Raw genomic sequence first — 12,333 nt, forward strand, 5'->3', positions numbered from 1 at the left:
CTTGATATGGACAATGTAATCACCGACTTTGATAATGCCTGCAACAGTATTTCTTCTGGACTTATCAAATTGCACAGTTCAGACAGAGATGAGTTCTGGAAGATAATCGAATCCCAGGAAATCACTTTTTGGTCAGAGATGTCTTGGAAAGAAGATGGTAGAGAGCTTGTTGATTATCTACTGAATTACAATACAACAATCCTTTCAGCACATCCAAATCCTAAAAGAGGAAGCGTAGCAAAATTCAGCAGAAAAGGAAAATATGAATGGTTGGCCAGAGAGATTGGCAAGGACTTTGCAGATAAAGCTATTATCTGCAGGCGTTCAGATAAAAAGATGTATTCTTCCACTAGTTGTATTCTTATAGACGATAATACTCAAAATATTAAAAGTTGGGAAGAAGCAGGTGGAATCGGCATCTTGCATTTTGCTACTGAAAATACAATTGATAAATTAGAGCAGTTATTAGTAGATATGGATTAGCTTTCCTGAAAGATAAGAACAGGAAACGATTTGGTAGTAGGGGGCTGAAGATGGTATCTTTCACCATTTAGGAAGGCATATGGCTATGTAAAGAGATTAATGGAGTATTTTAGTTTATTTTTCACAGTAATAATAGGATATACCGCCTAAGTGATTGATTTCACTATTTTTAGCTAAGCAGACATGGTTGAAGGGTATATTTCATTATTTTTTCTAATTAGCCTTGATGCTTTTTTAGCTCTAATCAATATACAAAGAAATGACGTATATTTAAAAATCAAAGAGGGATTTTTGAGCATCAATTGCAGAGTTTTTTATTGCGGCTTGAATAGAGTTTTCCACACTGGATGGTACTGGCATCGACAGTTGCTTGAATATCTTTAAGGTTATCTTTTCACCGAGCAGCTTGGCTACTTGCTCAAAAGAACAAGCTTTTAATGTTTCAACAGACCTGACATGATTTGTATATAGTAACCTAGCTCTTTTTCTTCCTACATTCTTTATTTTAAGGAGCTCAACAAGTTCAGGACCTGCCCCATATTCCAAACGAGTATCAAGTCCATTAAAAGGGATATCATATTCTCGAAGAGCGGCAATTCGATTGATTGCAGAAGCAATTCTTGCTGCGCCACTGGATAGATTATGAAGGTCTCCTTCACCGGTAGAGTATTTTTCAACAATGACTTCAGTATCAACTTCATTTATCCAGTCTTTTAAGATTAAGGTATTCTTTAATGATTCAAGATAAGATTGATATTCATAAGAAAGATCAGCATGCTCATCTGGGGGAAAGATAATGTCTTCTTTGATCTTTAGGGCAATGCATGAATACTCTGCCAATTCATTGTTCTTTATGTAAACAGGTCTAATTTCATCGGTTATACATATTAATTGGAGTAAAGAGAGAGTTGTTAATTTCATGTTTGATTGCTTTGCATATTCCAATTTTTCAGTGATAATTGCTGCAGCCAGTGGATTAATATACATCCGGGAAATCAATAGTCCAAGCTTGGTAGGCATGTGAAGATTGTTTTCATTTGTTATCATTTCATGATTTTGAAGGAATTCGATACACGAACAGATACTTTCGATAAATTCATTATCATCGCCGGTATGTGCAGAGAATGTTCTTAGGAAGAATTCAATGATACCTTGTTGTGATATCGATGAACTACTGCTTATGATTCCGAGTACATGACTGCGTAGAATTGATTCATCACGTAGGTATGAATCGATATCTTCTGCTGTTGCGAAGATATATTTTTCTTTTAGTTCATCTATATCGCCAGCTTCTTTAGCAAGAAGTAGAGAAAAACCTTCTGGATCTAAATGTGGTCGGCCTGCTCTTCCTACCATTTGTTTATATTCAAGAACAGGAATAGGAACCATACCCCATTCTGGATTAAAACGGGAATAATTTCGAATTATAACCTTTCGTGCTGGAAGATTTATACCCGCTGCTAAGGTTGGTGTACAGGAAATTACCTGGATCAAGTTGTTCTTGAATCCTTCTTCTACAAGTTTTCTCTGAGTGGCATTAAGACCGGCATGATGATATGCGGAACCGTTACGAATACAGTCTGCAAGGATTTTTGCTTCACCGGTATTACTTGACAGTTCAACCTCATCGGCAATTACAGCGAGTTCTTTCTTGGTATCACTATCTAACAACGCATTTATTGCTCTTTGTTCCTGATTCTTAATATTTGAGAATCTCTTAGCAAAGCCTGCACAATTTCTTCGACTACTTTCAAAGACAAGACATTGAGCTCCTTGCTCTATTGTATCAAGGACAATATTTGCACTAATGTCCTTTGTATCATGCTTTATTTTTTCTTGGTGAAGATTTTCTCCGGTAAAGAAGTTCATTGCTTTGCCGATTGCAATTCCTTCATTCAGTATTGTTGGTCGCCATTCACTGACAACAAGTTCAGCATCTAACCATTCTGCAAGAACCTCAGCATTTCCAATTGTGGCAGAAAGAGAGACTATCTGTAGGTTTGGGATACTCCTTAGCTTTGTGATAACAATATCTACGGTAGGACCTCTTAGAGAATCTCCCAGGAGATGGACTTCATCCACAACAACAATGGATAAGTCTTGTAGCCACGTTGTACCATTGCGAAGCATTGAGTCTGTTTTCTCAGAAGTACAAACGATGATATCATTCTTGCCGAGTTGTTCGCTTTTTGACTCAAGTTCTCCGGTAGAGATTCCCGTCTTTATGCCTAGTGATTCGAATTCCTTGAATCTTTCATACTTCTCACTTGCAAGGGCTCTTAGAGGAACAATGTAGAGGGCTTTGCCGCCATTAAGAACATGTTTGAGCATAGCAAGCTCTGCAACCAGTGTTTTCCCACATGCTGTTGGAATGGCTGCAAGGATATTATTTCCTTCCAAAAGACCTTTGTTTACTATCTCACTTTGGGGAGGATACAATTCTTCAATACCGGCACTCGTGTAGATATCAATTGCTTCTCTGGGAAGAGAAAGAGAATCTATTCTAATTCTGTGTGTCTCTTGTAAAACCTTAGGAAGAGTAATTGTTGGAATTTCCTCAGTTATAAGAGTAAATGCCTGCTGAAATTCATTTACTTTAGTTCGAGACTCATGTATTTCTTTTCTCTTGAAGTGATCGAGTAGCATTTTCTTAGTAGTGAGCAAATGGGTAAAATCACAGTACTTTTGGCAGGTATTGTTTAAGATTACAGCATATATTACATTAGAAATGATACTTTCTTCATCAAATGAAGATTTTTCAAAATATAGGTAGTTTTCAATGATTGAGACATCAATAAAAATAACAGGAATCTTATGTTTATTATATAACTGTCTTTTTTCAAGACCTATATCAGGAGTTGAGATAATCTCAATTGCAGCTATTATCTTGTTATTATTCCAGATAGAAATATCTGGAACAATATTTGAGTATGGTTTCTCTAATTCAATAGCTGTTGCATTGTTCAACATGTCAAAAGTATAAGAGTCAGAAGTTCGGATCCCATCTTTTTGTTCAAGAGGATAAGGAATTCTGTTGTAGTATTGATCAATATCGTATCGAGGGCATCTAAAATTGAAGATAAAGGATTCACCTGAATCTAATTTTGAGCTTAAAATGTCATAGACCTTCATTGTGGCATTTAGATGGATTATGGATTCTAGTGAATGTTCTTTTTCTCCACTTGCTTTATGGGCGAAATGCCATCTTCTCTTTGGGAAATCTTGCTTGTTCTTTGCAATTACTTCTTTGTCACATAACAAACAGAAAAGCTCAGAAGCAGCTTCAGTTTCTTCTCTCTGGGTAATATACAGAACATCTCCGTTAGAATCACACGCATATTCCATTGGGATGTGCCGATTTGAAAACTTGAATGATTCGTTTATGTTTTGATGAATGAAGATCACCCCCATTTTATTAATAAAGAAGCTACATTGGTTATATGTTTTTTTAGATATGATGGTATTTTTTTAAAAGTAAGATGTAGAGATAATCAAATATACTAGTCACAAAAATTAGCTTAAATATGATTGACTATAATTCTATTCTAAAAGTAATGTGCTGTCAAAATGGAGAAACACATGTTTGGAGAAAATGACAATTCTGGAAAGATAATGTTAGACTTAGCTAAAGAATTGGATTTACTTGTTCCTATTATCAAGTTATGTGACGAGACAAGGTTCGCAGGGCTTAAAGGGAAGGTGCATTTAAAACAATGGAGATATAATGGGATGCTTCGGCATATGGGTCTAAAAATAGAAGGCAAGAGTAAAGGAAAGCTAAAAGCGGGTGAGCTAATGGTAAAGAATGCTAAGAATGCGGGCCTTTACGATGAAATTATCAAAATGCCTGAGAAAGCAAAGAAAATTGCTTCTGAAAAAGATTTAAAGATTAGTATTTGGGAATTAAATGGTCTGCTGAATTCTCTTGGGTTGGAGATTGAAAAAATAGTTGGCACGAAGTTCCCAGTACCAAAGGAAGACCAAAAATATCGTGAACTCGAAGCGAGCTTCAATACGAATTAATTTATTTTTAGTTAATGTTGGTTGCGATATCTATTGCAACATTTTATACATTACATAACAAAATAACAAAATTAAAATCCAATTAATTTAGATAAGTAAGTATGGGATTATTTGACATCTTCAAAAAGAAAACGGTTAGTGAAAAGCCCACAAAAGTAATAATAGAAAATAATATTCTAAACAGCAATGTTCCTGCAACGTATTTTGATAGTTTAACATCCAACGACAAAATTTTCAAATTGCTATGGTTTGCAGATGGTAAATTCAAAAACTATGATCCCGAACAAGATACCGATATCTTATTTGAAAATGAACTGTTCAGGATCACATTTTCATTTAGTATGGAACCGAGTCTTTTGTCATTTAAACTACGTGTGAAGCAATCTTCTTCAATAGATGTTAATGAAAGTGTTGGTTATTATCCATCATATGAAAATCTAAGCTCTGAACAAAGGTGGGTATACCTGAACTGGTTGGGAGATGTTCGAAAGCAAGTGGATATTGGTTATGTTTTTATTTTTTATTATGGACTTGAAAGACATCTTTTATACAGTAATTACAAAGATGCAGTCGATGTCATACTTTTGCTACGTAAATATCACAAAAACAGTTCATTCCAGGGATATTCATTAAGTGCGTTGTTATTAGCAGCGATTTTGCACAAGGATGAGGACACATTGGAGAGGTCACTTGTTTCATGTGATGGTGATTATCCTGGTAATTTGGTCTTGATTGCTAAATACTTGATGAAAAAAGATATTACTCCAGATGAAATTGTGGCCATGGCATCTTCTGTTGGATTTAAAAACAAGCGTTACATAAATCAATATCCAGATATGTTCAAAGAAGTTTTGTCTTTAAAACTAGAAAATGAATTTGGAACTGGAACGTACCCTATCTATGCTTTGGACGCTGATTTTGAATTTAAAGATGAGCTGGTTTTTGCAAATATGTCTCTTCCATCTAATACAAGATCACCTATTTTGCCATCCATCATTGATAATTTGCAATTCAAAGACTCGATTATGCAGCTGCTATCGTCAACACATAATGAATTGAAAGAAAAACTTGCTCAGATACGAAAGGAAGGGATAAAGCCTGTTCCCCAGGTATCAGAGAATAAAAATGTAGGTTATGAGATCAGCTATGACCTCATCTGTCCCTATTGTGATATGAAACTTGACAAACCACCTAAAAGGAAGAAGAAATGCTCGCACTGTGACAATTACATTTACGTGCGTTCATCTCGTATATTGTTTCCATCTACCTGTCTTACAGAAGATGAAGCACTTGCTACAAGTGAATTCTATTCTTTAAAGGAACATGGAATTGAAAAAGACGATTTTTTCCAGAAGCATGAACAAATGGGCAAAAAACAATATGTTTCGACATGTATTGGGATGTACAAAGATCTTTTACTAGAGAAAACGGATCTATTTGAACTCAAGAGTATAAATTTCAAACTTGCATTGCTACATTATAAACTAGGTAATGAGTTCATTTCATATCTACAGCACAGTGCAAAAATGGAGCTAATGGATTTGAAGCAAAAAGGATACAAGAAGGTAAAGATATCTTCAGTTGGTTCTTGTGATACATGTAAAAAATTAAATGGTCGAGTATTAACAATTGAAGAGACATTAAAAGAAAAACCAGTGCCTTGTATAGACTGCACTCATGAAATGGAGAAAGGGAAACCTGGCTGGTGTATGTGTAGCTATCAACCGGTGTTGCAAGAACATATTTAGATTTTTAATGTAAGCTTTTGAATATGACTGGTTAACACTGATCAACATAAGCCATACAAAAAAAAGTATGGTATCTAATTTGAGGCGGTGAATGTTATTTATTCAAACAAGGGGGTATAATTCATTAATTTTATAAAGATGAAAACGTGGAGATTTAGAAATGGATGATGGAAATCAAGACAAATTATTAACTATATCCCTTGGGAATCATAAATTATACAAAATGTCCCATGGTTCATTTAAAACAGAAAGTGATTCTGAAATTCTTGAAACCTTTAAACAGAATAAATGGATTGTTTTACACGAAGAAACAGGAAGAGGTCAAGGTGAGAGATTTAAAAATGAACTTGAGCAAGGGGATTATGTTTATATAACGATTGGAGCCAATGAACTTTTTGCGATAGCGAGAATCGAATCTAGTAGATGGAACTATGTTCCTAAAAATATCACTAATGATGGAAAACCTTGGATCTACAGAGAGGTTAAATACCTAAAAGATGCAATAAAACCGTATCCAGAAGAACTGAAGAGAAATAGGAAACATATCTACCCAAGCGGGAATAGTACGTTAACTGAAATTTTACCTCAAAGACTTGATGAAGCAAATGAAATTTTGTTTAAGCCATATTTTGGAGTCAGATTTGCATCCGATAAAATAACAACTGTAAAAAAAGATACAAACATACCAATATTTCCCTGCAATACCATATTTTATGGACCTCCTGGAACTGGAAAAACGTTTAACACCATTGACCGAGCAGTTGAAATAATTACTGGCAGTCGTAGAAGTCATGAAGAAAATAAAAAAGTGTTTGATAACTTAAGGGAAGAAGGACAAATAGAGTTCATTACATTTCACCAGAATTACAGTTATGAAGATTTTATGTTAGGTATCCGTCCTGATTTTGAAGACTCTTCTTTAAAATTCAGAAGAACAGAAGGGATATTCTACAAGATGTGTAAAAGGGCAGAAAAAAACTACTTAGAAGCAAACAAAACGAAAGAGAATTTCAGACCGTTTTTTAATGTATTTGCAGAATTTGTAGAGCCACTTAAAAGAGAAGAAAAAGAAGAAATAGAAATAAAGAGTTACCCGGGCACTTCGTCTTTTTGGATTACCGAACTTTATCCTAATTATTTAGGTTTCAGAAAACAATCAGGTAAAGAAAATGACAGGTTAAGTATAGATGCACTTCATAATCTTTATGAAGGAAAGATGGACCTAAAACAGGTCAATGAATTTTATTATGGACCGTTGTTGGATAAATTAGTCAAAAAAGGTCATATTGGAAATGAAAAAAGCAAATTTGTTCCATTAAAAAGATATGTCCTAATAATTGACGAGATTAATAGAGCCAATATATCAAAGGTCTTTGGTGAATTGATTACACTTCTGGAAGAGGACAAGCGCATTGGAGCCAAGAATGAACTTAAGGTCAATATTCCACACGAAGACAAGGTCTTTGGAGTGCCTCCGAACCTTTATCTTATAGGAACTATGAATACGGCTGATAAGTCAATTGCATTAATTGATATTGCACTTAGAAGGCGTTTCGAGTTCATTGGATATTTCCCGGATTATACTTTATTATCTGATGAGGAACGCAGTATTCTCAGACATATAAATAAAGAGATATATGATCGTAAGAAGTCAGCTGATTATCTTATAGGTCATGGATATTTCATGAACAGTATTGATATAGTTGATGTCCTTCGCAATAAAGTAATACCACTTCTAATGGAATATTTTTCAGGTAAGACCGATATCATTGAGGATATCTTCAAAGAAAGCAACTGGTCAGTGAAATATAATACAGAACAATATGACTGGCAAATACAGCAATAGTCCCATGAAAGAGATATTTGAATACGGTGAGCAGTTCAAAGTTCCTGACCGAAGGGCCCTTGAAATATATTTGTATTCCTTATGGCGGGAATACAAAGAGGTCTGGCCATCTAAGAAAGAAGATGAATCTATCGAAAAGAGCAACAATTATCAACCATTTCTGATTTTTGATGGAGAACTTGCCAAGGCAAGGAACTACATAGGCTTCATTCATTTTGAGGACTTCAAAGTAGAGATATTTCCGAAGGTCTTCAAAAATATAACTAATATTAGCAGAGAGCTTATGCATTGCCATTTGTTCTATTGGTTCAGTTACTGTAATAGAGTAAAGTTCCCGTTCAATCAGGCTTTTCTTGATCGATGTGAAATATATGAACTGCCGGAATTAATCATATACTTATTTGCAAATCAAATACATGAGGTTGTAAGCAGTCAGCCTTACTCTGCTTATGAAGAAGTGTCTGAGGCTTTACAGACACCACGTGGCCGGATAAATTTCACCCGTTATGTGAACCGAATATCATATTGTAATTATCATCAGATAGATTGTGATTATGAACCGTTTGTGTTTGACAATTCGCTGAATCGTATAATCAAATATTGCATTAGATTATTACTTTCAAAGGCCAGAATCCCTGAAACCCAGAGATTATTGAATGAGATAATTTTTGTGCTGGATGAAGTGGATGATCAGGTATGTTCCTCGCAACAACTCTCAACCCTCCAAATATCCCCCTTATACGGCGATTATGAAGAGATAGTCCATATATGCAGTATGATACTGGAAAACCAGGTATATTCCCATGAGAGCTACGATATGAGGAATTGGAGTCTGTTATTCCCTATGGAACTTATCTTTGAAGAGTTCATAACAGGCTTTATACGAAAACATTTCAGTGACAGGTTCAAGGTGGAAGCTCAAAAATCAGACCTTTATCTGCATGATGACCCTAAAACATTCAATCTCCAGCATGATATCCTGCTCACGAACAAAGAGACTGGCGAGCAGATAATCATCGATACGAAATACAAACCTCGCTGGGATCTGGATAATAGTGATTCAAAGAAAGGCATATCTCAATCTGATATGTATCAGATGATCAGCTATGCGTACAGAAGAGGAACAGAGAAGGTCGTGTTGATATATCCAAATACGTCTGAGAAACTGGCAAAAGATTGCATTTTTGTTGTTAAGCAGGGTAGTACGGATAAAAGTATTAGGGTAAAAGCGGTTGATGTGCCGTTTTGGTCGATGGAAGGGAATAAGTGTGTTGAGGAGAGGCTTAAGGTGAAACTGGAGCAGGTGTTGAATGTGTATTTCTGAAAGTTCTAGGTGAAGACTCATAAACAACTATTTTTCAGGCTCATACAAAGCCATATCAAATATCTCCATAATTGGGAAATCGCTTGTCATATGTCTTTTTGCTAGCTCTTGACGAATGTTCTCAGATTCATTAAAATAAACAAAATAATCGTGATGGAGTTGTGCAAATTCCCGTGCACCTTCTCGAAACTCTATACAGAGATCTTTGTCCATTTCTCCCTTTATTTTGAGATTTGTCCTTACAAAGGAATCAAGTATCGGATTTTCATCTGGATTATAGAAATGCAATATTTTCGTGCCAAAACTGAATGCATTTTTTTGAATCTCTTTTCCATTTTTGTACGTTATAGGGTCACAGGATTCAAAAGCCTGTAGGGAACTTACGTAATCATCGAAGTCTTCGACCTGCTGTAAACGGTTTTTGACCTCTTTCACTCCTTCCCAAGATAAATGTGTTCTATAAACCTCATTAATGAAATCAACAAAATTATTATTGGATAAAAGTTCCTTAAATTCCTGATTCGTGAATTTGTTGTTTCGTTCCTTATATCCAAGCTGTATGTACATAGCCTGATACACAAAAGCAAAATAGTTCTCTTGTAAATGTTTTATCACCATTTCTTCAAACTTTGAACAACTAGGCAGACGTGTTTCGAGACGTTTTAGTATTTGTACCCTGTCCATATTGAACCCTTCGTTTATTTTGATATTTAATCAAAGTTAAACAAGTATCACATTGTTTTTATACAGTATAATAGTAACTTTTATTGATAGACATGCCCTCTACAATCAAACCATTTGAAATCTATACTAAGCTCATTGAAGTCGCAAAACAACACAGTACGATATGTTACAGCGATATATTGAAATCATACAAAATACCTACGTTTCCTAATACTGTAAAAAATCAACTAACAGATCCTATTCTTAATCCTTTGATTCAATATAATGTTGAAAAAGACCAACCTATTCTCTCATCTCTGGTCGTCAACAAAAAACAAAGCCTTCCTGGAAAAGGGTTTTTTGATACAATGGAATCAATGTTTGATATTGATTTATCAAATGTCATTGACCGAAGAACAATACATACGGAAGAATTGAAGTTAATTTGGGACTTTGATTGGAAAAGTGATGAGTGGGATGAAGATAAGTGGGATGAAATAGTCTGCAGAAAATCAGAAAACGAACTCCAAAATTCACAACTCAATTTTGAAGAACTACAACATTATTTGGTTGATATTGCAAAAAAACAACAAACAGCAACATACAAGCAAGTCTTGAATTACTTAGGTCTACAATTGAATCCAGGTAGTGTAGGACTCCTTGTAAGAGAAGGACTTAATCCTATGATAATTCAAAATATGGAAAAAAATGAACCCTTATTGTCTTCCTTGGTAGTTAGAAAAGAAAGTAAAATTCCAGGACCTGGCTTTTTCCGACAGATTCAATTATTTGATAAATATGATGGTTCACTACAAGGTGATGATGCGAGTCTATTTCACAAAAAAGAACTAGAAAAGATATGGAATTACTATTAAATGCAAATCCCAATGTAAGGAGTAAGAAAATGGGAAAATATTCAAACCTTGGTGTTTACCTTCAGAACAGTGCAAACGATGTCATGAAACTAACTTTTGCGGAAGTAGAGAACATTTTGGGATTCAATCTCCCAAAATCAGCAAGAGAATACCCGGCTTGGTGGGCGAATAGTGGTGGTTCACATACGCATGCAATCGACGGTTGGTTAAGCATGGGGTGGAATACAAGCGTTGACTTAAATGCACAAGTTGTAATTTTTACTAAAAAAAGGCACGTGGAAGTTAAACAACAAAACGAAGAATATGCGCCAAAAGAAATATCCATCTCTGCAGCTGAATTCGAAGAATATGCCCGCATCTTTATGTCTAAATACTATTCATTACAGTTGCTTGCTGGAAAATATCCTGGTGTTCCTAAAATATTCGATATGTTATCTGATGACAATGAAATTGTAGGAGATGCTAAATTCTATACAATGGTTCGTGGAATTTCCTTGCCACCAGCAAAGTTTGCAACCATTGCAGAACATGTGTGGCTTTTGGAAAAAACGGGAGCTAAACACAAGTTTTTGATATTTGGAAATGATAAGCGTGTTCCTAAAGAGTGGTTAAAAAGGTATGGTGGTCTTGTTGATGGAGTTGATTTCTTTTTCTATGATGTCAATGACGATAAAATAGAGCGTTTGAATAAGGCTCAATCCTAGATATAATTCGTTAGTTATCGAAATAAAAAGACTATGTTTAAATAATTTTGGAGATAACTAACTGACAATTATGAAGCTCGAAGAGAGATTGGAACTATTAAAGGATGAACTTCAAAAAGAGGATTTTTTACACGCAAGGGGTCTTGGCAACGAAGTTCCTTTCTGGATATTCGATTATCCTCCTGAAAAAGAACTACTTGTCCGAGATACCATCGCAAAGATAATACCGGCTTTAGAAAGAAAATCAATTACCGTCCTTGAGATCGATCTTTATGCTTTATGTCTTGAGATTATAGAAAAGAAAATACCAGCAGAAAAGATCAGTTCTTTTGAAAAGAGCAAAGGCTCTGATGAGTTGCTCAAAAAACTAAAGTTGATGTTAAAGCCAGACATTTTGAAAAACGCCATTCAGCAAAAAATGAATGATAATGATGGTTTCCAGCTAATCTTTTTGACGGGAGTTGGTAAAGCCTGGCCAATGGTTCGCTCTCACAGTGTTCTAAATAATTTGCAGCCACTCCTTGGCAACATACCACTTGTTACATTCTATCCCGGAAAGTACAGTGGGTTTGATCTTAGTTTATTCGGGAAATTCAGGGACGCAAATTATTACCGTGCTTTTAGGCTTATAAACACGGATAATGTTTCTCAAAGTAAAGGTTGTTGA

The 12,333-nt window shown here is 35.1% G+C and carries 10 protein-coding genes; 8 read left to right on the plus strand and 2 right to left on the minus strand.

All coding sequences use genetic code 11. The features are described 5' to 3' along the window. Positions 1–6: 6 nt before the first annotated feature. A complete protein-coding gene (locus tag WN948_RS00070; RefSeq protein WP_342304930.1) occupies positions 7–483 on the plus strand; it encodes a hypothetical protein in 477 nt (158 codons plus the stop codon). A gap of 270 nt (positions 484–753) precedes the next feature. Here WN948_RS00070 and WN948_RS00075 read toward each other — a convergent pair whose 3' ends face one another. Further along, on the minus strand, positions 754–3,828 hold the full coding sequence (locus WN948_RS00075; RefSeq protein WP_342304931.1) for a DEAD/DEAH box helicase: 3,075 nt from the start codon (positions 3,826–3,828) through the stop codon (positions 754–756). Positions 3,829–4,062: 234 nt separating this feature from the next. On the opposite strand from WN948_RS00075, the gene WN948_RS00080 reads away from it, so the two are divergent. The 4 genes from WN948_RS00080 (at position 4,063) to WN948_RS00095 (ending at position 9,424) form a co-directional block, all read left to right on the plus strand. Then, positions 4,063–4,506: a hypothetical protein gene (locus tag WN948_RS00080; RefSeq protein WP_342304932.1), complete on the plus strand. Its 444-nt coding sequence runs from the start codon at positions 4,063–4,065 to the stop codon at positions 4,504–4,506. A 101-nt stretch (positions 4,507–4,607) separates the two neighbouring features. Continuing rightward, a complete protein-coding gene (locus tag WN948_RS00085; RefSeq protein WP_342304933.1) occupies positions 4,608–6,254 on the plus strand; it encodes a TerB N-terminal domain-containing protein in 1,647 nt (548 codons plus the stop codon). 160 nt (positions 6,255–6,414) lie between these two features. After that, complete coding sequence (locus tag WN948_RS00090) at positions 6,415–8,100, plus strand: AAA family ATPase (RefSeq protein ID WP_342304934.1); 1,686 nt, start codon at positions 6,415–6,417, stop codon at positions 8,098–8,100. Further along, complete coding sequence (locus tag WN948_RS00095) at positions 8,078–9,424, plus strand: hypothetical protein (protein ID WP_342304935.1); 1,347 nt, start codon at positions 8,078–8,080, stop codon at positions 9,422–9,424. Before WN948_RS00090 ends, WN948_RS00095 begins: the two co-directional genes overlap by 23 nt. Before the next feature lie 27 nt (positions 9,425–9,451). On the opposite strand, the gene WN948_RS00100 is transcribed toward WN948_RS00095, so the two are convergent. Next, a complete protein-coding gene (locus WN948_RS00100; RefSeq protein ID WP_342304936.1) occupies positions 9,452–10,108 on the minus strand; it encodes a hypothetical protein in 657 nt (218 codons plus the stop codon). Positions 10,109–10,287: 179 nt separating this feature from the next. Between WN948_RS00100 and WN948_RS00105 the strand changes: the two genes are divergently transcribed. From WN948_RS00105 to WN948_RS00115, 3 genes are all read left to right on the plus strand, one after another. Continuing rightward, positions 10,288–10,962 carry a hypothetical protein gene (locus tag WN948_RS00105; RefSeq protein WP_342304937.1) on the plus strand — a complete coding sequence of 225 codons (675 nt, stop codon included), beginning with the start codon at positions 10,288–10,290 and terminating at the stop codon, positions 10,960–10,962. A 29-nt stretch (positions 10,963–10,991) separates the two neighbouring features. Next, the gene (locus WN948_RS00110) at positions 10,992–11,666 is read left to right on the plus strand and encodes a hypothetical protein (protein WP_342304938.1); all 675 of its coding nucleotides are present in this window, start codon (positions 10,992–10,994) and stop codon (positions 11,664–11,666) included. Positions 11,667–11,736: 70 nt separating this feature from the next. Beyond that, a complete protein-coding gene (locus tag WN948_RS00115; protein WP_342304939.1) occupies positions 11,737–12,333 on the plus strand; it encodes a DUF1788 domain-containing protein in 597 nt (198 codons plus the stop codon).

This window comes from Methanolobus sp. ZRKC5, assembly GCF_038446525.1.
GTDB lineage: Archaea > Halobacteriota > Methanosarcinia > Methanosarcinales > Methanosarcinaceae > Methanolobus.

Excerpts from the sequence above, each read along its gene's own strand:
- WN948_RS00070 (WP_342304930.1), top strand. The coding sequence starts at position 7 with ATGGACAATGTAATCACCGACTTTGATAATGCCTGCAACAGTATTTCT.
- WN948_RS00075 (WP_342304931.1), bottom strand. The coding sequence starts at position 3,828 with ATGGAATATGCGTGTGATTCTAACGGAGATGTTCTGTATATTACCCAG.
- WN948_RS00080 (WP_342304932.1), top strand. The coding sequence starts at position 4,063 with ATGTTTGGAGAAAATGACAATTCTGGAAAGATAATGTTAGACTTAGCT.
- WN948_RS00085 (WP_342304933.1), top strand. The coding sequence starts at position 4,608 with ATGGGATTATTTGACATCTTCAAAAAGAAAACGGTTAGTGAAAAGCCC.
- WN948_RS00090 (WP_342304934.1), top strand. The coding sequence starts at position 6,415 with ATGGATGATGGAAATCAAGACAAATTATTAACTATATCCCTTGGGAAT.
- WN948_RS00095 (WP_342304935.1), top strand. The coding sequence starts at position 8,078 with ATGACTGGCAAATACAGCAATAGTCCCATGAAAGAGATATTTGAATAC.
- WN948_RS00100 (WP_342304936.1), bottom strand. The coding sequence starts at position 10,108 with ATGGACAGGGTACAAATACTAAAACGTCTCGAAACACGTCTGCCTAGT.
- WN948_RS00110 (WP_342304938.1), top strand. The coding sequence starts at position 10,992 with ATGGGAAAATATTCAAACCTTGGTGTTTACCTTCAGAACAGTGCAAAC.
- WN948_RS00115 (WP_342304939.1), top strand. The coding sequence starts at position 11,737 with ATGAAGCTCGAAGAGAGATTGGAACTATTAAAGGATGAACTTCAAAAA.